The 22,230-nt window shown below is 72.7% G+C and carries 15 protein-coding genes; 8 read left to right on the top strand and 7 right to left on the bottom strand.

Annotation, left to right across the window (positions count from 1 at the left end; genetic code table 11):
• Positions 1–95: 95 nt before the first annotated feature.
• Positions 96–1,604 carry an alginate export family protein gene (locus tag TBR22_RS22865; RefSeq protein ID WP_239490153.1) on the bottom strand — a complete coding sequence of 503 codons (1,509 nt, stop codon included), beginning with the start codon at positions 1,602–1,604 and terminating at the stop codon, positions 96–98.
• Positions 1,605–1,718: 114 nt separating this feature from the next.
• On the opposite strand from TBR22_RS22865, the gene TBR22_RS22860 reads away from it, so the two are divergent.
• Genes TBR22_RS22860 through TBR22_RS22850 form a run of 3 tightly spaced genes read left to right on the top strand, consistent with a single transcriptional unit; the run spans position 1,719 to position 3,686 of the window.
• The gene (locus TBR22_RS22860) at positions 1,719–2,630 is read left to right on the top strand and encodes a hypothetical protein (RefSeq protein ID WP_239490152.1); all 912 of its coding nucleotides are present in this window, start codon (positions 1,719–1,721) and stop codon (positions 2,628–2,630) included.
• Position 2,631: 1 nt separating this feature from the next.
• Positions 2,632–3,192 carry an RNA polymerase sigma factor gene (locus TBR22_RS22855; RefSeq protein ID WP_239490151.1) on the top strand — a complete coding sequence of 187 codons (561 nt, stop codon included), beginning with the start codon at positions 2,632–2,634 and terminating at the stop codon, positions 3,190–3,192.
• Positions 3,189–3,686: a hypothetical protein gene (locus TBR22_RS22850; RefSeq protein WP_239490150.1), complete on the top strand. Its 498-nt coding sequence runs from the start codon at positions 3,189–3,191 to the stop codon at positions 3,684–3,686. The genes TBR22_RS22855 and TBR22_RS22850 overlap by 4 nt, the downstream gene beginning before the upstream one ends.
• A 152-nt stretch (positions 3,687–3,838) precedes the next feature.
• Here the strand turns inward: TBR22_RS22850 and TBR22_RS22845 are convergent, their stop codons facing one another.
• Positions 3,839–4,354, bottom strand: a complete 516-nt coding sequence (locus TBR22_RS22845; RefSeq protein WP_239490149.1) for a DUF2721 domain-containing protein — start codon at positions 4,352–4,354, stop codon at positions 3,839–3,841.
• A 90-nt stretch (positions 4,355–4,444) separates the two neighbouring features.
• Positions 4,445–5,170 (bottom strand): 4'-phosphopantetheinyl transferase superfamily protein, encoded by a 726-nt coding sequence (locus TBR22_RS22840; RefSeq protein WP_239490148.1) that lies wholly within the window; start codon positions 5,168–5,170, stop codon positions 4,445–4,447.
• Positions 5,171–5,281: 111 nt separating this feature from the next.
• Between TBR22_RS22840 and TBR22_RS22835 the strand changes: the two genes are divergently transcribed.
• The 4 genes from TBR22_RS22835 to TBR22_RS22820 all read left to right on the top strand — a co-directional run bounded on the left by TBR22_RS22835 (position 5,282) and on the right by TBR22_RS22820 (position 14,700).
• Entirely contained in the window at positions 5,282–8,638 is a 3,357-nt protein-coding gene (locus TBR22_RS22835; RefSeq protein WP_239490147.1) for a PD-(D/E)XK nuclease family protein, read from the top strand.
• Positions 8,635–12,138, top strand: a complete 3,504-nt coding sequence (locus tag TBR22_RS22830) for an exodeoxyribonuclease V subunit beta (RefSeq protein ID WP_239490146.1) — start codon at positions 8,635–8,637, stop codon at positions 12,136–12,138. The genes TBR22_RS22835 and TBR22_RS22830 overlap by 4 nt, the downstream gene beginning before the upstream one ends.
• A gap of 7 nt (positions 12,139–12,145) precedes the next feature.
• The gene (locus tag TBR22_RS22825; protein WP_239490145.1) at positions 12,146–13,474 is read left to right on the top strand and encodes an APC family permease; all 1,329 of its coding nucleotides are present in this window, start codon (positions 12,146–12,148) and stop codon (positions 13,472–13,474) included.
• 74 nt (positions 13,475–13,548) lie between these two features.
• Positions 13,549–14,700, top strand: coding sequence for an AI-2E family transporter (locus TBR22_RS22820; protein WP_239490144.1), 1,152 nt, complete (start codon positions 13,549–13,551; stop codon positions 14,698–14,700).
• Positions 14,701–14,863: 163 nt separating this feature from the next.
• Here TBR22_RS22820 and TBR22_RS22815 read toward each other — a convergent pair whose 3' ends face one another.
• The 4 genes from TBR22_RS22815 to TBR22_RS22800 are packed head-to-tail and all read right to left on the bottom strand — an operon-like array spanning position 14,864 to position 21,030.
• The gene (locus tag TBR22_RS22815) at positions 14,864–17,725 is read right to left on the bottom strand and encodes a response regulator (RefSeq protein ID WP_239490143.1); all 2,862 of its coding nucleotides are present in this window, start codon (positions 17,723–17,725) and stop codon (positions 14,864–14,866) included.
• A gap of 8 nt (positions 17,726–17,733) precedes the next feature.
• Entirely contained in the window at positions 17,734–18,780 is a 1,047-nt protein-coding gene (locus tag TBR22_RS22810) for a thioredoxin domain-containing protein (RefSeq protein ID WP_239490142.1), read from the bottom strand.
• A gap of 25 nt (positions 18,781–18,805) precedes the next feature.
• A complete protein-coding gene (locus TBR22_RS22805) occupies positions 18,806–19,741 on the bottom strand; it encodes a TraB/GumN family protein (RefSeq protein ID WP_239490141.1) in 936 nt (311 codons plus the stop codon).
• Between the two features lie 8 nt (positions 19,742–19,749).
• Positions 19,750–21,030 carry an aminoacetone oxidase family FAD-binding enzyme gene (locus TBR22_RS22800; protein ID WP_239490140.1) on the bottom strand — a complete coding sequence of 427 codons (1,281 nt, stop codon included), beginning with the start codon at positions 21,028–21,030 and terminating at the stop codon, positions 19,750–19,752.
• 153 nt (positions 21,031–21,183) lie between these two features.
• On the opposite strand from TBR22_RS22800, the gene TBR22_RS26835 reads away from it, so the two are divergent.
• On the top strand, positions 21,184–22,230 hold the full coding sequence (locus tag TBR22_RS26835; RefSeq protein WP_305068751.1) for a hypothetical protein: 1,047 nt from the start codon (positions 21,184–21,186) through the stop codon (positions 22,228–22,230).

The following is a 22,230-nucleotide window of genomic DNA, read 5'->3' as shown; positions in this document are numbered from 1 at the left end:
ATGCCGAGCGCGTAGCCGTCGGGCTTGCCCGACGGTCCGCGATGATCCGCGACGAAACCGGCCGGCGCCCAAGGGCGACGGCTACTCCCACGTCGTCAGCGCCGCAGTGCCTTGATCACGTCGTCGAGCCGCAGCACCTGCTCGACGTAGGCGAACCAGAAGCGGTCGCCCTTGAAGGTGCCCGTCACCACGCGGCCGCCGTCCACGTGGCCGACGAAGCCGTTGATCGACCACACGGGCGTCAGCGTGACGTCGGCCGAGCCCTCGATCGACGTCCCGAGCGCCGTGCTGCCGTTCGAGCGGCGACCCGAATAGCCGAACGCGGCGCCTTCCTCCAGGGTCGCGCCGCTGCCGATGTACCAGAGGTCGCGCGATTCGGCCAGCCGCAGATCGTGCACGTCGAGCCTGAGGGCCACCTTCTTCGACGGGCGGGCCAGCACCTGCACGAACGTGTCGTGGACGTTCATCGTCGAGAACACGGTGGTCTGCGAAAAGCGGCGCACCGTGGGCAGCACCGGGAAGTAGGTGCCGTGCTCGTTGTCGGTGGGGTCGTCGTCGCCGGTGGCGCGCAGCAGGCCGGCGCGCACCCAGGGTGTCCACGGCGCGCTGGTCCACTGGTACCCGGCCTCGAGGGCGAGCGTGCCGGCGCGATGGTCCTGCCCGTACCAGTCGCCCCGCTGCAGCACGCCCCAGGCGAGCACGTCGACCGCGCCCGGCCCGGCCGGATAGGCCCCGACCAGCGTGCCGCCCGTGCTCGTGATGCCGACGTCGACACGTGGCGCCGTGAGGCCCATGTTGTCGGGCCGCTGTGTCACGTGGCGGTCGTCGTCGTATCGGAGCACGAAGCCCTGCACCTGCGTGTGCTCCAGCGCCGACGTCGGCCTGACCGTGATCGTGCCGCCGTAGACGTCGATGTCGTCGATGGTCGGTCCGGCGACCTTGGCGAACCCGCCCTGCGTGGGGCGAACCCCGACCCCGGTGACGGTGACCGGCCCGTGCGACCAGTCGGCGCGCACGCCGTCGTAGCCGCGCTGCCAGATCGACCACTCGAACTCCCCGAGGATGCGGGCGTCGAGGCGCGAGCGCTTGACGGCCTCGATCCGCGCGTCGCCGCTGGTCGCTTCGGCCCCCGACGTGTAACCCATGCGGCCGACACGAATGTCGAGGCCCGGCAGGACCTGCGTGAACCGGACGTTGGCGTAGCGCAGCCAGAGCTGCTGCGGGTGGGTCGTTCGTCCACCCTGGTCGTAGTAGAGGGCGCCGAGGCCGAGCGGGCCAGGGCCTGACGCCGTCGACGGCAGGCCGACGAAGCCGACGTGCTGCGCCGTCAGCTGGACCTCGGCGCGGCGCCACGCCCGTCGCAGTTCGAGCTGGAGGCGATTGGCGACGAACGCGTAGTCGGGATCGCCGCCACCGGGGTTGGGCTCGAAGTACTGCCACGACTCGGCGCGGGTCCAGTCCCGCAGCGACAGCGTGAACCCGGCCGGTGCTGTCGCGGTGGTCGGCGCGGCGGCCTGGGCCGCAACCGTGTGCGGAACCAGCGCGATGAGTGCAACGACCAGTACGGTCGCGCGTCGACGTGAGCGGGGGGCGAGCAGGCGCATCACGAGTCACACCGAGCAAACCCGGTGCCATGTGACTCCGGCTCGACCAGGCGATGCGTGCATCCCGGACCGACGTCACGTCAACCAACGGCCGTGTCCCGCGTAATACCGGGCATGACGACGATGTTCTTCCCCCGGGCCCTGCGGTCGCTGTCGATTCGCGCGGTCGTCGGTCTCCTCTGCCTCGCCGCCCCGACGCCGGTGTGCGCCCAGCGGGCCACGGCGGCCGCACCGCTCCCGGCCGCGGGCCAGCCCGCGCCGCCCGTCGTGCCACCGGTCGGCAGTCAGCAGAGCGCCGACGAGATCCGCCGCCAGCTCGACGAACTGCTCCGGGAGCACCCGCCGATCGTGCGCGAGGTGCTGCAGCGCGAGCCGGCACTCCTGGGCAACGCCGACTACCTCGCGCCGTACCCGCGGCTGGCTGCCTTCGTCGCGGCTCACCCCGAGATCGGCCGCGCGCCGGCCTACTTCCTCGGCGAGCCCGACCGGCAGACGCCCGGCGGCGATCCCACCTGGATGTGGCGCGAGATGACCAGCATGCTGGGCGTCGGCGCGCTGCTGCTCGGCGCCGCCCTCGGCATCGGGTGGCTGATTCGCACCGCCCTCGACCACCGGCGCTGGCAGCGCGTGTCGCGCATCCAGGTCGATACGCACACCAAGCTGCTCGACCGAATGGCGTCGAGCGAGGAGTTGCGGACGTACATGGAATCGCCGGCCGGTCGTCGGTTCCTCGAATCGGCTCCGATCGCCCTCGACGGGCAGTCCTCGCCGATCGCCGCCCCGGTCAGTCGTATCCTGTGGTCGCTGCAGGTGGGCGTGGTGATCCTGGCCCTTGGCATCGCGCTGCAGGCCGTGAGCCGCGGCGTGCTCGAGGATGCGGCGCAGCCGTTGCGGGTGCTTGGCATCCTCGCCACCGCCGTCGGCGTCGGCTTCCTCGTGTCGGCCGGACTGGCGTACGGACTCTCACGCCACCTCGGCCTCATCGGGGGCGACCGTGCCTCGTCGCCCGCCTCGACCCGGTCCTGACATGACTGACGCGCGCCTCGACGCCCTTGCCCTGCCGACCGTCGCCACCGAGGCCCTGGTGCTGCGCGAGGACGACTTCCGCCTCCTGTACGAGCGGACGGCGCGGCCGCTGTGGGTGTACCTGTACCGGCTGACGCGCGACACGGACGCGGCCGACGACCTCCTGCAGGAGACCTACTACCGCTTCCTGCGCACACCGGGGACGTACGACGGGCCGGCGCACGAGAAGAACGTGCTCTACCGGATTGCGACCAACCTCGTGCGCGACCGCCGTCGGCGTGGACTGCCGGTCACCGTGCCGCACGACATCGCCGGCCCGGATGCGCTCGTCGCGCCGGAAGACACGGGCGGGGCGATGGCCGGGCACGACCTGCGACGCGCGCTCACGCAGTTGCGGCAGCGCGACCAGCAGCTGCTCTGGCTGGCCTACGCGGAGGGCTCGACGCACCAGGAGATCGCGCAGTCGCTGGGGCTGCGCCCGAGCAGCGTGCGGACCCTGCTGTTCCGCGCCCGCCAGCGCCTCGCCGCCTTGTTGCCCGGGCGACCGGGAGGTGCGCGATGACGGCCTGCTGCAGTCACGAAGCGGCGCTCGTCGCCGCGGCGGTGGAGGGGCGGTCCCTCACGGCGGACCTGCAGTCACACCTGGCGACGTGCGAGTCGTGCCGGGAGGTGCAGGCGCTGGTGTCGGTGTTGCGCGAGGATCGCGACGCGGTGCTCGCGTCGGCCCGCATGCCCTCGGCGGCCGTCGTCTGGTGGCGGGCGGAGCGCCGCGCGCGGGCGGAAGCGGCGGCCGCGGCGGCCAGGCCCATCACGGTGGCCACCGGGCTGGCCGTGGCGAGCGCAATCGGCGTCCTGGCGTCGCTGGCCGGCATCCTGGCCTACTGGGGGCGCGGGTGGGTGGCCGCACCGGCCCGGCTCGTCGAGACCACGGCGGTCATCGGGACGGGGTTGGCCTCGGCCCCGTCCGCGCTGCGCCTCGCGGTGTGGCTGGTGGCCGGCGCGCTGCTGGTCGCGACGCCGCTGGCGTGGTACGTGGCGACCCGGGATGACGCGTGACGGCTGACGCGAACGGGCACCGGGCACCGGGCACCGGGAACCGTTGGCGGCGCTCCGGACGTAGGCGTCGACCCTGGTCGACGCTCCGGGAGACGTCAGGGGAGGGGACGCCGCTGCCTCGACCACCCGGCGTTCCCGGCATCGCGGCATCCTCACGCCACCGGCTTTCTCAAGTGACGGTGCCGAACCAGGTCGGCTTCCTCGGTGAGGATACGGAACGTGATCCGGCTCTCGAAGACGAGGGCCAATGACCCCGACATGATGGCGAGCACGCCGATCACGCAGGCCGCGATGGTGAGCCGCAGCACCCAGATCCGCGCCATCTCGTGCTCGGGCGTGACGATGGCGGCGCCCACCAGCGCGAGCATCGTTCCGAAGGCGAAGCTGCCGACCGCCAGATAGAAGGCCGTCATGGCGCGCACGATGATCCGCACGCGCTGCTCGGCCCTGGTCATCAGATCGAGTTCACGTCGGGCCAGCGCGGTCTCGAGCTCGTCGGCGTCGGCGATCTGGCTCGCCAGCGCACGCACGCGATCGACCGCCCGCGCCAGGCGATTGGTCGTCCCGAGCAGCAGCAGGCTCGACGCGTTGGTCAGCAGCGCCGGCGCCGCGATGAAGGTGAGGGCCGCGAAGGGGTTGGGGCCGCCGAGGGCCGCGGTAGGGTCCATTGGGGAATACCGGGAATGCCGGGAATGCCAAGCGTCCGAAGGCCGACGGCCGAATGACGACGGCCGCCTGGTGAAGGTTTCAGGGCCCGATCAGGTCTCGCCAGCCGGCGATACGTGCAGTTGCTGCACCGCACCGGGCTGGCCCTCGATCGCGACCGCGGCGACCAACGACGGGTCGGGCGTGCGCAGGTCCCTGACGTGGATCGGCGCCGGATGGCCGGCCAGGTGCACCTCGCGCCAGCCGTCGGCGTCCGGCGTGGCGTCGACGCGCACCGTGAGCCCGCCGCGCAGGCCGACGCCGGTGGCCTTCAGAACGGCTTCCTTGCGCGTCCACCACTGGTGGAAGAGCGCGGTCCGCTCGTCCTCGCCACACGCCTCGAGCCGCGCGTGCTCGTCCTCGGCGTAGAAGCGCCTGGCGATCGGCAGGATGCGCCGGCGCGGATCGACGTGCTCGAGGTCGATGCCGATCGGCCCGTGGTCGCAGACCGCCACGGCGGCGTGGCCACCGCCGTGCGCCACGCTGATGTGCAGCGGCTGCGGCCGACCGTCCCGATAGGTCAGCATCGGCTTTCCCGATGGCAGCGTGTGCCAGCCGAAGGCCTCGAGGTCGGGCGGCGTGTCCGCCAGCGGCGAGGTGCCGTCACCCCACGCCAGTCGATAGGCGGCCAGCATCCGCGCGCCGACGTGCGCGGCCAGGAAGAGCGGCCGGCCGGCCTCGTGCAACTGCCCCCAGCGCGCCAGCTCGTCCTGGTCTAGGACGTGCGCGGCCCACGGCGGCGTTCCCGGGATGGCGGGGACGAACGCGACGTGGATCATGGGCGGCAGCGCGCGCACCCCGCAAGGGTACACTTGTCAGACCGCCGCCACGTTCGTCGTCGACACCACTGAGAGAGTCCCGGCACTGCGATCCGGGGCATGCGAGGCGCGATGTCCACCCTACGTCTGCCCTGGGACGACGAGGTCCCGGAAGAGCCGGAACTCGGGAGCCGGGACCCGGAATCCGGCGTGCTGCGCGCCGCCATCCACGGCACCGCGCGGGCGCGCCTCGCCGCAGTCCGGCGGCACGTCCTCACCCATCGCGTCGGTCGCATCCGCGTGATCGCGCCGACCCACGAGCACGCCCACGACGTGGTGCGGGATGCCCTGGTCGACGCCCCGGCGTCGCTCGGCGTCGAGCGCGGCGGGTGGGTCGGCTACAGCGTCCGCCTCGCCATGCCCGCGCTCGTCGCGCGCGGCCTCACGCCGGTGACCGGCCTCGGCGTGCATGCGTTGGTGGCGCGCGTCGTGTCGCAGGCCCGCGATGCCGGCGCGCTCACGTACTTCGCCGAGGCCAGCCGCCACCCCGGCTTCGTTCCCTGCCTGGCCCGCACGCTGGCCGATGTCCGGCTCGCCGGCCTCGGCGCCTCGGTGCTCGACGACGGGACGCCGAAGGGGCGGGACCTCGCCTGGCTGCTCGAGGGGCTGGAGCGCACCATGGCCGACCTCGGGCATGCCGACCGCGCGCAGGTGCTGTCGCTGGCGGCAGAGGCGGTGGAGCAGGGGACGGGCGGCGCAGCTCTCGAGACCCCACTCGCCCTCGTGGACCCGCCACTGGCCAGCCGCCTGGACGTACGCTTGGCGCAGGGGCTGCTCGCGCGCAGCCGCGACGCGCTCGTGTCGTCGCCTGCCGGCGATCCGTGGGTGATGCGCCTGCTCGAGGGCTGCCCGCCCGCACTCGACGCGATCGACCCGGCCGACCTGGCCGGTGTGCCCGCGGCGCTTCTGCGCGTGCATGGCGGCCTCTTCGAACCATCGGATGCCGCGCGCGAGGCGACCCCCGAGGACGATTCGGTCGACACGCTCTCGGCGCCCGGCGAAGGGCGCGAATGCATCGAGGTGGCGCGCACGCTCCTGACGCACGCCGAGCGGGGGATTCCCTTCGACCGGATGGCCGTGGTGATGCGGGCGCCCGAGCTGTACGCCAGCCACCTCGAGACGGCACTCCGTCGCGCCGACATCCCCGCGTACTTCGGTCGGGGCACGCGTCGGCCCGACCCCGCCGGCCGGGCGCTGCTCGCGCTGCTCGCGTGCGCCGCCGAGGGGCTGTCGGCGCGACGGTTCGCCGAGTACCTGTCGCTCGCGCAGGTCCCGCCCGTCGGCGCGCCGGCGGGCACCCTGCTGCCACGACCCGGCGCCCCGCTCGTCGATGAGGAAGCCGAGGCGCTGGGGCTCTCGAACGTGACGGCGATGCCCGGCCAGGCCGACGACGAGTCCGACGATGCGGCGACCGGCGCGCTCGATGCCGCGTCGGGTCGGCGGTCGCCGTGGCGATGGGAGGCGATCCTCGACGACGCGCAGGTGATCGGCGGGGCCGATCGATGGGCGCGCCGGCTGCGCGGGCATCGCGAGCAGCTGCATCTGCGCGCCGAGGCCGCCTACAAGGACGACCCGAGCTCGCCGCGGCACGAGAGCCTCCGCCGCCACGTCGCGTGGGCCGACGAGCTGATCGCCTTCACCGACCACGTGATCGGCGAGATGGCGTCGTGGCCGGCGATCGACGACTGGGGCGGCTGGCTGGCGCGTCTGCAGGCCCTGGCCCCCCGGGTGCTCGTCCGGCCGCAGCGCGTGCTCGCCACGCTGGCCGAGCTGCACGCGCTGGCCGGCGTGTCCCACGTCGGCATCGAGGAGGTGCGCGACGTCCTGCGCGACAGGCTGGCCGCCCTGCCGGTGCCCCATCCGCTGCACCGCTACGGGCGCGTGTTCGTCGGCACTCCCGACCACGTGCGTGCGCGCGCCTTCGACGTGGTCTGCGTGATCGGCCTGTCCGAGCGGGTGTTCCCGCAGCGCAGCCGGCAGGATCCGCTGCTGCTCGACACCGAGCGCGCTCGGCGATCGCCTGACCTGGCCACCGACGACGACCGCGTCGCGCAGGAGCGCCTGCAGCTCCGGCTCGCCGCCGGGGCGGCGTCGCGTCAGCTCGTCGCCTCGTACGCCTCGATGGAGGCAGCGCAGTCGCGCCCGCGCGTGCCGTCCTTCTACGCCGTCGACCTGCAGCGGGCGGTCACCGGCCGGGTGCCGGGGTACGAGTCGTTGATGCGCAAGGCCCAGCAGCGTGGTGGCGCGCGCCTGGCCTGGCCTGCGCCTGTCGATCCGGCCGGCGCCATCGATGCCGCCGAACACGACCTCAGCGTGCTGCAGCGCCACCTGCGCGGCAGCGACGCCGACATCCTCGGTCGCGCGCGATACCTGTTCGAGCTGAACCCGGCGCTGCGCCGCGCGCTGCTCGCCCGCCATCACCGGATGTCGAGGGCCTGGAGTGCCCACGACGGCGTGGTGGCGCCGCCGGCGCTGCTCGACCGCCATCGGCTGCCGGCGCGGGCCTACTCGGCGTCGGCACTGCAGCGCTTCGCCAGCTGCCCGTACCAGTTCTACCTGTCGACGATCCTCCGCCTGCAGCCACGGGAGGAGGCGGCGCCGCTCTCGACGCTCGATCCGCTGACCCGCGGCTCGATGGTGCACGAGATGCTCGCCGGCATCATGCGCGCCCTGATCGACGGCGGCCTGGCGCCGCTGCCGGAGGCGCGCGTCGCCGAGGCTCTCGCCATCGCCGACCGCATCGTCACGCAGGTGGCCGGCGAGTACGCCGATCGGCTGTGCCCGCCGATCCAGCGCGTCTGGGACGACGCGGTCGCCGGCATCCGGCGCGACGTCCACGTGTGGGTGTCGCGGCTCCCCGATGATGCCGGGACGTGGACGCCGGCACGGGTCGAGATCGGCGTCGGGTTCTCCGGCGGCTTCGGCCGCGACGAGGCCAGCCGGGCAGAGGACGTCCGGTTGCCCGACGGGACGCGCCTGCACGGCGTCGTCGACCTGCTCGAGCGCGGCCCTGACGACACCTGGCGCATCACCGACTACAAGACCGGCCGCCATCGGCTGCCGGCCACTGCGGTCGTCAACGGCGGGCGCACGCTCCAGCCCGTCCTCTACGCGATGGCCGTCGAGGCGGCGTTCGGCGGGCGGGTCACCGACTCGCGGCTCTACTACTGCACCGAGGATGGCGGGTTCGAGGTGCACCCGTGGGCGATCGGCGGCGCCACCGGCGAGGCGACGCGCCGCGCCGGCCTCGAGGTGCTCGCCATCATCGATCACGCCATCCAGGACGGTCGCCTGCCCGCCGCGCCTGCCGAGGAGGCCTGCACCTGGTGCGACTTCCGCGCCGTGTGCGGGCCGGACGCGCAGCAGGTGCCCCGCACGAAGGATCGCCGGGCCCTCGAGGAGCTCACGTTGCTCCGGAGGATGAAATGAACGGAACGCGTCCACCGCTGGTCGACCAGGCCGACCGCGACTGCATCCGCACGGCGCTCGACAGCACGCTGGTCGTGGAGGCGGCGGCCGGGACCGGCAAGACCACCGAGCTGGTGGCGCGCATGGTCAACACGCTTGCCGAGGGGCGGGCGCGGATCGGCGAGATCGTCGCCGTGACGTTCACCGAGAAGGCCGCCGGCGAGCTGAAGCTGCGCCTGCGGGAGGAAATCGAGCACGCCCGCGCGATCCGCGAGGGCGAGGCGCGCCAGCGGCTCGAGGACGCGCTGGCCCACCTCGAGGACGCGCACGTCAGCACCATCCACGGATTCTGCGCCGACCTGTTGCGCGAGCGCCCCGTCGAGGCCGACGTCGATCCGCGCTTCGAGGTGCTGCTCGAACCGGTCGCTGCCCAGATCCTCGACGGAGTGGTGGACGAGTGGCTGCGCGAGATCCTCGAGGCGCCTCCGGAGGGCGTCCGCCGGGTGCTGCGGCGCGCCTACCGCGACGATGACGAGGGCGAGGCCGGACCGCGTGCGGCGCTGCGCCGAGCCGTGCAGTCGCTCGCGGAGTGGCGCGACTTCGCCGCGCCGTGGCGTCGCGACCCGATCGACAGGCGCGCGCTCCTCACCGATGCCCTGCAGGCGATCCACGCCTTCGCCGCCCTCAGCGCCAGGGGCAGCGGCGCCGACAACCTGTTCGCCGACACGGCGCCCATCCGACGCTTCGCGCGCCTGCATCCGGGGCCCATTCCGGCAGGAGCGGCCGGCGAGGAGGTGCTCGACGGCCTCGAGGCGCTGCTCGGCCCCCTGTCGCGCGACAAGGCGTTCACGAGGTGTCGCACCGGGTACGGCAGCACGTACGCCGTCGGTGTTCCGCGCGCCGAGGTCAGGGCCCGACACGCCGACCTCAAGGCGCTCCTGCAGCAGACCATGGCGACACTCGAGGCCGACCTGGCGGCGTGCCTGCAGCGGGAACTGCAACCGTGCCTCGAGCGCTACGACGCGGCCAAGCAGGCGCGCGGCGCCCTCGACTTCACCGACCTGCTGGTGCGGGTGCGCGACCTGCTGCGCGACGACCGCGCGGTGCGCGAGGACTTCCAGGCCCGCTATCGGCGGCTGTTCGTCGACGAGTTCCAGGACACCGACCCGATCCAGGCCGAGATCCTGCTGCTGCTCGCCGCCGACGACCCGGCCGAGTCCTCGTGGACCCGGGTGCGGCCGGTGCCCGGCAAGCTGTTCATCGTCGGCGATCCCAAGCAGGCGATCTACCGGTTCCGTCGCGCCGACGTGGAGACGTACTGGCAGGTCAAGCGTCAGCTCGAGGCCGTCGGGGCGTTGTCGTGCCAGCTGCGCACGTGCTTCCGGAGCGTGCCCTCGCTGCAGCGCGCCATCAACCACGTGTTCGCGCCGGTGATGGACGGCGATGCCTCGTCGGCGCAGGCATCGTACGTGGCGCTCGAACCGGTGCGCACCGACGTCGCGACGCAGCCTGCCCTCGTGGCCCTGCCCGTCCCGAGGCCCTACAAGTCGAGGTTCGTCAGCTACGAGGCCATCGAGGCGTCGCTGCCCGACGCGACCGGCGCCTTCGTGCACTGGCTGGTGCACGAGAGCGGCTGGACCGTGTCGGAACGCGCCCCCGGCGGGCGCGAGACGCGGGTGCCGATCCAGGCCAGGCACGTGGCGATCCTGTTCCGGCGCTTCACGAGCTGGGGCGAGGACGTGACGCGGCCGTACGTGGCCGCGCTCGAGGCCAGGCACGTGCCGCACCTGCTGGTCGGCGGTCGCAGCTTCCATGCGCGCGAGGAGGTCGACGCCCTGCGCGTCGCGCTCTGTGCCATCGAGTGGCCCGACGACGAGCTCTCGGTGCACGCGACGCTGCGCGGTGGCTTCTTCGCCTTCGCCGATCACCTGCTGCTCGCGTACCGCGAGGCGCACGGCGGCCGCCTCTGGCCCATCGGCGTCCCCGAGGCTGCCGGGCGTGGCGAGCGCGACCCGGCCGACGACGAGGCCATCGAGGATGCGCTGCGCCTGCTGCGCGACCTGCACCGCCATCGCAACCGCGTTCCCGTGCAGGACACGGTGCAGGCCCTGCTGCGCGCGACGCGCGCGCACGCCGCACTCGCGTTGCGCCCCGGTGGCGAGCAGGCCCTCGCCAACGTGCTGCACGTCGTGGAACTGGCGCGGCAGTACGAAGCGACCGACGGGGCGTCCTTCCGCGGGTTCGTCCAGCGGTTCCTCGACGAGACGCACACCGAGGCGGCCGAGAGCCCGATCCTCGAGGAAGGCACCGACGGCGTGCGCCTGATGACCGTGCACAAGGCCAAGGGCCTCGAGTTTCCTGTCGTCATCCTCGCCGACCCGACCTGCCGGCTCGCCTCGGACCGGCCCTCGCGGGCCCTCGTTGCCGCCCGGGGCCTGTGCGCGCAGGTCCTGGCCGGGTGCACGCCGCTCGAACTCCTGGAACTGCGCGACGAGGAGATCGCCCGCGACCGCGCCGAGGGGCACCGGCTGGCCTACGTCGCCGCCACGCGGGCTCGCGACCTGCTCGTGGTGCCGGGCGTCGGCGACGAGCCGTACCCCAACGCCAAGCAGGGCGAGAAGTGGATCGGCGTGATGAACGCGGCCCTGTACCCGGATCGTCCGTGGCCGGCGCCGGAGGCGGCGGTGGGGTGTCCGCCGTTCGACCGCGACACCGTGCTCGAGCGCCCCGATGAGGAAGCCGCTGCGTACGCGACGCCGATCCGCCCGGGCCGCTACACCCTTGGCGACGCGAGCGCGCCCTTCGACGTCACGTGGTGGGATCCGGCGGTGCTCGGCCTCGGCGTGGAGCTCTCGTTCGGCGAGCGGCAGCGTCTCCTCATCGAGAAGAGCGCCCCCGCCTCTCGTGTGCAGGAAGGTCTCGAGGAGGTCGCCCGCTGGACGCAGCTCCACGAGGCGCGCCTCGCGTCGGGGGCGGTGCCGCACCTGCGCGTCCAGCGCGTCACCGACGCGGCGCGCGAGGCGGTCGTCGCGGCCGACGACGTCCGGGTGGAGCGGGTGGACGGCGCGGCCCGCCGCGCCGGCGGGCGGGCCTTCGGCGCCCTGGTGCACGAGGTGCTCGCGGAGGTGGCGCTCGAGGCGACCGAGCAGGCGGTCGCCGCGCACGTCGCCTTCAAGGCCCGCGTCCTCGACGCGACCGACGTCGATCAGGCGGCGGTGGTGGCCGCGATCCGGGGTACCCTGCAGCACCCGTTGCTGCGCGCCGCGGCGCTGGCGGAGGCGCGCGGGCAGTGCCGGCGCGAGGCGCCGGTGACGCTGCGCCTGCAGGATGGCACGTGGATCGAGGGCCAGCTCGATCTCGCGTTCGAGGATGCCGACGGATGGACCGTGGTGGACTTCAAGACCGACGCCGAACTCGACGAGGTGAGTCTGGACGCGTATCGCCGTCAGGTGGCGCTGTACGCGCGGGCGCTGACCACGGCCACGGGGCGACCGGCGGCCGGCGTCCTGTTGCGTGTGTGACCGGGGCATGCGCCCGGTGACCACCCTGGCGCGCACGATCACCGTCCGCGGGCTGACCGCGAGCCTGTTCAACATGACGGTCGGCGGCGGCATCTTCGCGATGCCGGCGCTGGTCGCGCAGATGCTCGGTGCGTCGGCCGTGCACGCCTATTTCGCCTGCGCGCTCGCCATGCTCTGCATCCTGCTGGCCTATGCCGTGGCGGGCAGCCGCGTGCCACGCGCCGGCGGCGTCGCCGCCTACGCGGATGCGGCGTTCGGCCCGCTGGTGGGGTTCCTCGGCGGCGCACTCAACTGGCTCAGCGACACCCTCGCCGGCGCGGCGGTGCTCGCCGGGCTGACGGCGGCCATCGCCGTGGTGGCGCCGGCACTGGCCTCGCGCGGCGCGCAGGCGCTGGTGCTCGCCGCCATCCTCGGGACGCTGGCGTGGGTGAACGTGCGGAGCGTGCGGCACGGCACCCACGTCGTCGAGATGATGACCGTGGCCAAGCTGCTGCCCCTGCTGGCCCTGGTCGGCGCCGCGGCGTGGGTCGGCGGGACGGGCATGTGGCGTCTCGGGCCGCTGCCGGAACCGACCGCCATCGGCCGCGCGACGCTGGTCCTCATCTTCGCGTTCTCCGGATCGGAGAGCGTGATGGGCCTCTGCGGCGAGGTCCGACGCCCGACGCGCACGATCCCGATCGCCCTCCTCCTCGGGCTGGCGCTCGTGACGTCCCTCTACGTGGCCGTCCACCTGGCGGCACGCGTCGGGCTGGGCGAGGCGCTGCCGACGACCCCCGACGCGACGCTGGCCGCGGCGGCCGGCGCGCTGATGGGACCGCGCGGACGCTGGCTGCTGCTGGTCGGGACGGTCGTCTCGATGGCCGGCTTCGCGAGCGCGGCGGTGATGTCCACCCCGCGCATCCTGTATGCCGTCGCGCAGCGTGGCCTGCTGCCGGCGTGGCTGGCGCGGGTGCACCCGCAGTTCCGCACGCCCCACCCGGCCATCGTCGCGCAGGCGATCGCGCTCTTCGTCGTCGCCTCGTCGGGTACGTTCGACGCCCTCGCCGGCTTTGCCAGCGTCGCCGTGGTATCGGGCTACCTGCTGGCCTGCGTCACCGCGATCACGCTGCAGTGGCGCGGCGTGCGCGTCGTCGATGCCGGCGAAGAGGTCGACAGCGAGTCGCGGCCGCTCCACGTGCCGACGGTCGTGCTGGCGATCGGCGCAGCGTTCTGCGTCGCCCTGTTGGCGCAGGCGACGCGGGCCGAGCTGCTGGTGGAAGTCGGTCTGCTGGCCGCTGCCACCGCCTGGTACGCCGTCCGCGCCCGTGCGCGGCGCGTGTCCACTCCGGCCTCCTGATCCGCCCGAGCCTCGGGACCCGAGCCCCGCATCCTCGACCTCGGGTTGGCCCTGCTCTTGCTCATCCCTGCGCCATGGCCCTGGATGAACCCGTCGTCGAGAAGCCTCCGTCCGGCAGCGCGGACGTGGCGCGGGAAGAGCACATCCCCACCGTGTCGTTCCCGGCCAGTGGCCGGAGCGTGGCGCTGTCGGTGCTCGCCGTCATCGCGGCGACGTGGGGACTGTACGCCGCGCAATCCCTCTTCGTGCCGTTGCTGGTCGGGGTGGTGATCAGCCTGGTGCTCTCCCCGCTGGTCGAGGCGCTCCGGCGGGCACGCCTGCCTCGCGCGCTCGGCGCGACCATCGTGCTCGGTCTACTCCTGGCCACCATCGGCGGGATCGGCTACCAGCTGTCGGCGCCGGCCGCGGACCTGGCCAACGAGCTGCCGCAGGTCGCGCGTCGCGTCCGGCAGGCGATGGTGCGCAGCGCCGTCGATCGTGACAGCGCCGTGGCCAACATCCAGGAGGCGGCGCAGGAGCTCACCACCGCCGCGACGGCGACGCCGCGCGATCGCAGCGGTGCGCAACCGGTGCGCGTCGTCGAGCCGCCGGCGCGCGTGCAGGACTACGTCTTCACGGGCACGGCGCTCGCCGCGCAGGTGCTGCTGGTGCTGTTCCTGGTGTTCTTCCTGCTGTCGGCCGGCGACCTCTACAAGCGGAAGTTCGTCAAGCTCACGGGGCCATCGCTGACGCGCAAGAAGATCACCGTGCAGATCCTCGACGAGATCAAGGACCAGATCGGCGTCTACCTCCGCACGCTGGTCTTCGTGAGCGTCATCGTCGGCACCGCGACGTGGCTGGCCTACCTCGCGGTGGGCATGCCGAACGCGGCGGTGTGGGGGCTGCTCGCGGGGGTGGCCAACGTCGTGCCCTACGTCGGCCCGACGCTGGTGGCCGGCGGGGCCAGCGCCATGGCGTTCGCGCACTTCGGCAACGTCGGCTCGGCCCTGCTGGTGGGTGGCATCCAGTTGGTGATCACCTCGCTCGAGGGCTTCCTGCTCACGCCGATGCTCATGAGCCGATCGGCGCGCATGAACCCGGTCGCGATGTTCGTCGGCCTGCTGTTCTGGGGCTGGCTCTGGGGCACGATGGGCGTCGTGCTCGGCGTGCCGCTGCTGATGGCCATGAAGGTGATCGCCGACCGTGTCGAGGACCTGCACGGGCTCGGCGAACTGCTCGGGGACTGAAGGTCCGCAGTCGGGAGTCGGGAGTCGGGAGTCGGGAGTCGGGAGTCGGCGGCCCGGTCGCGGCACTGGCACGCCGTCTGAGCCCTGAGCCCTGAGCCCTGAGCCCTGAGCCCTGCGCTCTGTGCCGTAAGCCGCAAGCCGATGGCGTCGTCCGCCCGCCGGCTCAGCGCGGGGTCGTTGCGCCGCGCTCGTCGAGCACCCGACCGACCACCTTGATCACCTGGTCGGGCGTGAACGGCTTCTGGATCACGGCCGCCGCGCCCATGGCGCGCGCCACCTCGAGGAACCCGCCGTCGAACGCCCCCGACATCGCCACGACCGGGATCTCCGGGCGTTCCTGCCGCATCCGGCGGATCGTCTCGAGTCCTTCCTGATCGGGCATCACCAGGTCGGTCAGCAGCAGGTCGACGCGGCCGCCCGCGCACAGACGCACCGCCTCGAGGCCGTTGGTGGCCTGCAGCACCTCGTACCCGGCGCCGTTCAGCGTCGCCGCCAGCAGCAGGCGCAGGCCGGGCTCGTCGTCGGCCACGACGATGCGCCGGGGGCCCGGCGCGACGGCGGGCGGGGCGGGCGCCGGACGCTCGACTGCCGCCGGTGACGGCGTGCGTGCCGACAGCACCTCGCGGACGCGCGCCAGCAGTTCGCCCGGCGTGAAGGGCTTGGCGAGGAACTGCAGCCCTGTCTCCAGCGCGCCGTTCTGGACGATGGCGGTCTGCGTGTAGCCGCTCATGAACAGCACGCCGATCCCGGGCACGAGCTTCTGCAGGGCCGTCGCCACGTCGCGCCCGCTCATCCGCGGCATGATGACGTCGGTCAGCAGCAGGTCGATGTGGCCGCCCCGCGCCTCGACCAGCGCGATGGCCTCCATGCCGTGCTCGGCCACGAGCACGTGGTAGCCGTGCGCGCGCAGCACGTCGGCGGCCAGCCGGCGCACCGCCTCGTGATCCTCGACGACGAGCACGGTCTCGTGCCCTGACAGGTCGGAGACGCTGGCCGGCGGGGCCCCCCGCTCCTCGGCCGGCCGTTCGTCGGCCAATGGCAGGTACACCGTGAAGGTGGAGCCCTGGCCTTCGCTGGTGTGCACCACGATGTTGCCGCCGCTCTGCTTGACGATCCCGTACGCGACCGGAAGCCCGAGGCCCGACCCGCGCCCCTTGGACTTGGTCGTGAAGAACGGCTCGAAGATCCGCCCCCGGGTCTCCGGATCCATGCCGACGCCGCTGTCGGCCACCGACACGGTGACGTACAGCCCCTCGGGGATGCCGTCGCGTTCCGCGGTCTCGGCGTCCACGAACGCCTCGCCGGCCTCGATGGCCAGCGTGCCGCCTTCGGGCATCGCATCCGAGCCGTTGATCGCGAGGTTGAGGAGCACCTGCTCGAGCTGGACCGGGTCGACCATCACCGGCGGCAGCGAGGAGGGCAGTGTCGTGCGCACCTCGATGTCCTCGCGGAGGAGGCGGCCGAGCATGGGACGCAGGTTGTCGATGATCGCGCCGACGTCGAGCGCCCGCGGCTGCAGGACCTGCCGGCGGCTGAAGGCCAGCAACTGCTGCGTGAGCGTCGCGGCGCGCTCGCCGGCCTGCAGGATGTGCCCCGCGTCGACGCGCAGCGGGTCGGCATCGTGCAGGCGCGACATGAGCAGCTGCGCGTAGCCGTTGATCACGGTCAGCAGGTTGTTGAAGTCGTGCGCGACGCCGCCGGCCAACTGGCCGATGGCTTCCATCTTCTGCGCCTGCACCAGCTGCTCCTCGAGCTGCTTCTCGGCGCTGACGTCGGTGGCCAGCACCAGGCGCGCGTGGCGGCCCTGGTAGATGGTCGGGTACGACGACAGGCGCACGAAGAGCAGCGAGCCGTCCTTGCGGAGGTGTCGCCACGGGCCGCTGCGGAAGACCGCCTGCGGCGCCGAAGCGATCGAGGCGCGGACCTTCTCGACGTCCTCGCTCGGGCGGATGTCGAGGATGGTCCTGGCCAGGAACTCGTCGTGCGAGTAGCCGTACATGACCTCGGCCGCGGCGTTGACGTCGAGGAAGGCCAGCGTTTCCTGGTCGTAGACCCACATCGGCTGCGGGTTGTCCTGGAACAGCAGGCGATAGCGCTGCTCGCTCTCCTGCAGTTCCTCGAGCTGCCGGTGCCGCTCGCTGGTGTCGCGCTGCACCGAGACCCAATGCGTGTACCAGCCGGTCGGGTCGGCGACCGGCACGATGTTCAGCTCGCTCCAGAACGTCGTGCCGTCCTTCCGGTAGTTCAGCACTTCCTCGCGCACCGGTTCCCAGCGCTGCAGGCTGGCCTTGATGCGATCGAGCGCCCCGCGGTCGCTGCCCGGACCCTGCAGGATACGCGGCGTCTTGCCCAGGATGTCCTCGGGCGCGAACCCGGTGATCTTGGTGAACGCCTCGTTGCAGAAGATCACCTCGGGGCCGTCCGGGCCGTCGATCGGCTCGGCCCTGGTGATCAGGATCGCGTCGAGGCTGGCCCGCGTCGCCATCGACGCGAGCTCGAGCTGCTTTCTGTTCGCCTCGAGTTCCGCGGTACTGCGACGCAACTCCAACTGGTCGACGACGAGGGCCGCGAGATCGCGCAGTTGCTGCTGCTGGTAGGGCGTCAGGCCGTCGACGTGGGCCTTGCGGTCGATGACGCAGAGCGTGCCGAGCCGGTAGCCGTCGGGCGTGGTCAGCGGCGCCCCCGCGTAGAAGCGGATGTCCGGCGACCCGGTGACCAGGGGGTTGGCCGCGAACCGCTCGTCGGCCGTCGCGTCGGGCACTACCAGCACGTCGTCGCCGAGGATGGTGTGGGCACAGAAGGCCTGGTCGCGCGGCGTGTGACGAACGCCGAGGCCCAGTTCCGACTTGAACCACTGGCGCGACTCGTCGATCAACGAGATCAGCGCGATGGGCGTGCCGAGGATCGAGGAGGCCAACCGCGTGAAGCGATCGAAGGTCTCCTCTGGCGCCGTGTCCAGCACGCCGTACCGGCGCAGCGCCTCGAGGCGCGCCTGCTCGTTCTCGGGAAGGGGGGCTGGGGGCACGGACCGTCTCAGCGGCGGGCGCCGCTCAGTTCCTCGTCGATGATCGCGGTGAACGCCTCGATCGGCTGCGCGCCCCGCACCTCACGCCCGTTCACGAAGAATCCGGGCGTGCTGCTCAGGCCCAGTGCCTCGCCCTGCGCCAGGTCGCGGGCCACCGCCTCGCGCGCCTCGGGCCCGGCCAGGCAGGCGTTGAAGGCTGCCGCGTCGAGGCCGGCCGCGGTGGCGTACCGCGCCAGGGTGGCCTCGCTCGCGTCGCTGCTGGCGTCGGCGTAGACCGCGTCGTGGAACGCCCAGAACTTTTCCTGCCTGGCCGCGCAGTACGAGGCTTCCGACACCCGCCGCGCGTTGGGGTGCAGTTGATCGAGCGGCAGGTGCTTGTACACGAGGCGCACCTTGCCCTTGTACTTCTCGAGCAGCGCCGTGAGCGTCGGCTGCACGCGCCGGCAGAACGGGCAGTGGAAGTCGGAGTACTCGATGATCGTCACCGGCGCGGCGACGTCGCCGCGCACCGGGGCGCCGGCGATGTCGACCTCGGCGCGGAACGGCGCCGGCGGGGCGAGGCGCACGTCCACGGTGGCCGCGGTCCGCAGGCCCTCGACGACCGCGGCGCGACGCTGCTGGCGTTTCTGGTCCTGCAGGAACTGGCGGATCTGCGGCCGCAACTGCACCACGTCGCCACGGATGCGCGCCCGGTTGGCCTCGATGAACGCGTCGATCTCGGGCTCGGTGACGACGCCCGCCTTGGCGGCGACCTCGGTCTCCTCGAACTGCTGCGGCGTGACGCCGCGCCGCCTGGCCTCGGCCTCGAACAGCCGCAGCGCGATGAGGCCGTCGAGCTGGTCCTTCCGCATCTGGTAGAGCTGCTCTTCGAGACGCGCGAGCTCGAGGCCCGCGACCTTGCGCAGGTCGGCCTCGGTGATCGGCGCGCCGTTGACGAGAGCCAGCACCTCGGGGGCGGCCGGCGCCGCGGCCGCAGGGCTCTGGGCCCGCGACGCGGAGGGACCGGCGCAGCCAGCGGCCACCAGCACGGCCAACAACAGGGAACTCACACGCATGCCATCTTCGTTTCCCCGGGCCCGCTCACGGCTGGACCCGGCTGATTGCGTACCCCCCGACCTGCAGCAACTGCGGCAGGTTCTCGGGGCCGACCAGGTGAAGGGCGCCGACCGCCACGAACAGCGTCTCGGCGGGCGCCTCCCGCCGCAGGGCGTCCACCCGGGATGCCATGCGGTGATTGCGCTTGACCAGCACCTCGGTCTCGAACTTCTTGGCGAGGGCTTCGTCGTCCGGCGTCCCGGCCAGGGCCGTCGCCAGCTTCTCCGCATCGCCGGCGAGGTACCACTCCACCAACTGTGCGCCCGTTGCCGACTGCCCGGGCGTCTCGAGTTCGTGCAGCGCCTCGTCGAGCAGCCGCCCCTGTTCCTCGGGCGTGAAGGCGTCGAACGTCCCGGCCTGCTCGGCCACGGTCTCCAGGCCGCCGACCGCCTTGCCCGCCTTCTCCGCGTCGGCGTACAGGGTCGCATCCAGCGACGTCCGTCCCGCGAGCAGGTCCGGCAGGTAGTCGAGGGTCGCCAACTGCGCCATCGCCGCCCAGGGCTTCAGGCGATCGAGCATGCCGCCGACCAGGGGCGCGATCTCCGGGGCCTTCGATGCCAGGACCGCGCGCACGCGCGCATGCAGTCGGGCAAAGCGCGCCTCACCGATGATCGCACGCAATCGTTGATCCGGAGGCAGCAGCAGCGCGGTCGCCATCTGGGCCTGCGACTGCGCACTCAAGGGGATCTCGGTCACGACCCGGTCGGCGCGGTCGAACGCGGCCTTGACCGCCGGGGGCAGGGCCAGCACCCGCGCGTCGGGCACATGGATGGTCCCGAACAGCGCCACACGATGGGTGCCCTGCTGGCCGAGCCAGAGAAGCGGCGCCGCTTGCGCCCGGGCCGCCGGCCGAGCCGGCAAGGCCAGCACCAGCGCCAGGATGGCCGCCAGCACGCCTCCCGTCGCGGTGATCCTCGGCATTGGTGCGCTCATCCTGACACAGGTGTGCTCGCGGGCACGATCCGGCTCGCCGCTGCCACACCCGCCGCCGTCCCGCTGGCCCATGCCCACTGGAAGTTGAATCCGCCGATACGTCCGTCCACGTCGCAGAGTTCCCCACACACGAACACGCCGGGGCGCATTCGTGCTTCGAGTCCTGGCGTGAGGGCCGCCAGGGGCACGCCGCCGGCCGTCACCTCGGCCACTTCGAACCCCCGCGTGCCCGTCACCGGCACGCGCCACGCGGTCGCGGCGGCGACCAACCGTCGTCGCGATTCCCGGTCGAGCGTCGCCCCGGATTGATCGGGCGAGACCTCGGCGAGGTGACAGACCGCCTCGGCCAACCGCTCGGGGAGCGGGGCGAGTGCCCGACGCACCGGCTTCGGGCCATGGTCGCGTAATCGGCGATCGAAGGCTTCCGGTCCAACGCCCGGGATCCAGCCGAGGAGGAGGCCGGCCCCGGGGTCGTCCTGGACGGCGGCCTGCCAGTGCCGGCTCACGTCCAGCACGGCCGGCCCCGACAGGCCGGTGTGTGTGCAGAGCACGCTGCCCTCGACCACTCGCAGGTGGCGGCCGGTGCCCGACACCACCGTCAGCCGCGCGTCGGTGGTCAGACCCGAAAGGCTGCGGATGAGATGGCCGTCCGGGAGCAGGAGCGGCACGAGCGCCGGGAAGAGGCGCGGCGTGAGGGGCAGCCCCAGGCTGGTCGCCAGGGCGTAGCCGCTGCCGTCCGAGCCGGTCTTCGGCACGCTGCGGCCGCCGGTGGCCAGGATGACGGTCGCGGCACGCATCGCGCCCTCGGCGGCTGCGCCGCCGGACGCGCCCGAGTGGCGCACGACGAAGCCCTCGTCGTCGGGGGTGATGGCGGCGACGCGGCAGGGATGCGCGAGCGCGACGCCGGCCCGCCGGGCCGCGGCGAGCAGGGCGTCGAGCACGTCACGCGCCCTGTCGGACACGGGGAAGAGCTTGCCCGTCGGCTCTTCCTTCAGCATCACGCCCTCGGCCTCGAAGAAGGCGCGCGTGGCGCCGACGTCGAAGCCGCGCAGGATGCGACGGATGGCGGCCGGCGTGGACCCGTTGAAGTCACGCGCCTCGACCTGCCGGTGCGTGACGTTGCAGCGCCCGCCGCCGGCGATCAGGATCTTGGCGCCGAGGCGCGCCGCGCCGTCGAGGGCACAGACGCGCGCCCCCGGGGCCACCCGGGCCGCCGCGATCGCCGCCATCAGGCCTGCCGCGCCGGCGCCGACCACCGCGATTTCGACATTTTTCATCCTTAACAATCTTTTAGCTGGCCCTTAACCACTCCGGGCCTCCCGGGATCGTCCAATGGAAGCGAGCCCAAGGGAAGGGGCTGGTTCGCGGTGGCGCCTGCGCTCCCCGCGGCTGTCAGGGACGCAGGAGTCCGAGAGGACGAGGGCACAGAGATGCAGACGAAATTCATCACGACGACGGCGATGGCCGCGCTGGTGAGCCTGGGCATGGCGAGCGTGGGCCTGGCGCAGGCCCCGGCGGCCCCGGCCGCCGAGGCGCAGCCGGCTCCGGCCGGCAAGGGCGACCCGGCCAAGGCCCAGGAAGTGCTCAAGGCAGTCGGCAAGGCGCAGGGCGGCGACAAGCTGGCCAAGCTGACGACGTTCACGGCCGAGGGGGAATACCGGCGCGTGATGGGCGAGCGCGAGATGACCGGCGGCCTCGAGATCGCGGGGATGCTCCCGGACGCGTTCCAGGTCACCCAGCAGTTCATGCGCCCTGACGGCATGGCCGGCCCGAGCATGAGCCAGACGATCAAGGGGACCGAGGCCTTCCGCGACATGACCGGCATGGGCGGGGGCGGCGGTTTCATGATGCGCATGGGTGGTCCCGGCGGCCCCGGTGGCCCGGGTGGCCCCGGTGGCCCGGGTGGCCCCGGTGGGGCACCGGGCGCGCCCGCGGCTGGTGGTCCTGGCGGGCCCGGCGGCCAGCGGCAGGACCCGGCGGTGCCGATCAAGGCGGAACTGTACCGGACGCTGCTCGGCATCATGCCGACGTCGCCGATGCTGTCGGGGCTCACCTTCACGCACGTGGCGGAGGCCGAGGCCCCCAATGGCGTGGCCGACGTGATCGACGTCACGGGGCCCGACAACTTCCGGGCTCGCCTGTTCATCGATCAGGCCGAGCATCGCCCTCTGATGCTGAGCTACATGATGCGGCAGCCCCGCATGCGGCAGATGACGCAGCCGCCCCAGTTCAAGAACGACGAGGAGCGTCGCGCCTACTTCGAGGAGATGCGGAAGAAGTTCGAGGCCGAGCCGCCGCCGCCCCTCGTCGAGGCCAACGTCTTCTACAGCGACTACAAGAAGGTCGATGGGGTCATGCTCCCGCACAAGATCACCCGTCAGCTCGAGGGGAAGGTGCAGGAGGAGTGGACCATCGAGAAATACAAGCTGAACGTCCCGCTGAAGGCGGAGCAGTTCCAGAAGAAGTCGAGCAACTGA

The organism is Luteitalea sp. TBR-22, assembly GCF_016865485.1.
In the GTDB taxonomy this organism is placed as follows: Bacteria; Acidobacteriota; Vicinamibacteria; order Vicinamibacterales; family Vicinamibacteraceae; genus Luteitalea.
The sequence above is the reverse complement of the archived record's forward strand: the minus strand, read 5'-3'. Positions and strand labels throughout refer to the sequence as shown.

Excerpts from the sequence above, each read along its gene's own strand:
- TBR22_RS22865 (WP_239490153.1), bottom strand. The coding sequence starts at position 1,604 with ATGCGCCTGCTCGCCCCCCGCTCACGTCGACGCGCGACCGTACTGGTC.
- TBR22_RS22805 (WP_239490141.1), bottom strand. The coding sequence starts at position 19,741 with ATGCCGAGGATCACCGCGACGGGAGGCGTGCTGGCGGCCATCCTGGCG.
- TBR22_RS22855 (WP_239490151.1), top strand. The coding sequence starts at position 2,632 with ATGACTGACGCGCGCCTCGACGCCCTTGCCCTGCCGACCGTCGCCACC.
- TBR22_RS22850 (WP_239490150.1), top strand. The coding sequence starts at position 3,189 with ATGACGGCCTGCTGCAGTCACGAAGCGGCGCTCGTCGCCGCGGCGGTG.
- TBR22_RS26835 (WP_305068751.1), top strand. The coding sequence starts at position 21,184 with ATGCAGACGAAATTCATCACGACGACGGCGATGGCCGCGCTGGTGAGC.
- TBR22_RS22845 (WP_239490149.1), bottom strand. The coding sequence starts at position 4,354 with ATGGACCCTACCGCGGCCCTCGGCGGCCCCAACCCCTTCGCGGCCCTC.
- TBR22_RS22835 (WP_239490147.1), top strand. The coding sequence starts at position 5,282 with ATGTCCACCCTACGTCTGCCCTGGGACGACGAGGTCCCGGAAGAGCCG.
- TBR22_RS22830 (WP_239490146.1), top strand. The coding sequence starts at position 8,635 with ATGAACGGAACGCGTCCACCGCTGGTCGACCAGGCCGACCGCGACTGC.
- TBR22_RS22840 (WP_239490148.1), bottom strand. The coding sequence starts at position 5,170 with ATGATCCACGTCGCGTTCGTCCCCGCCATCCCGGGAACGCCGCCGTGG.
- TBR22_RS22800 (WP_239490140.1), bottom strand. The coding sequence starts at position 21,030 with ATGAAAAATGTCGAAATCGCGGTGGTCGGCGCCGGCGCGGCAGGCCTG.
- TBR22_RS22825 (WP_239490145.1), top strand. The coding sequence starts at position 12,146 with ATGCGCCCGGTGACCACCCTGGCGCGCACGATCACCGTCCGCGGGCTG.
- TBR22_RS22820 (WP_239490144.1), top strand. The coding sequence starts at position 13,549 with ATGGCCCTGGATGAACCCGTCGTCGAGAAGCCTCCGTCCGGCAGCGCG.
- TBR22_RS22860 (WP_239490152.1), top strand. The coding sequence starts at position 1,719 with ATGACGACGATGTTCTTCCCCCGGGCCCTGCGGTCGCTGTCGATTCGC.
- TBR22_RS22810 (WP_239490142.1), bottom strand. The coding sequence starts at position 18,780 with ATGCGTGTGAGTTCCCTGTTGTTGGCCGTGCTGGTGGCCGCTGGCTGC.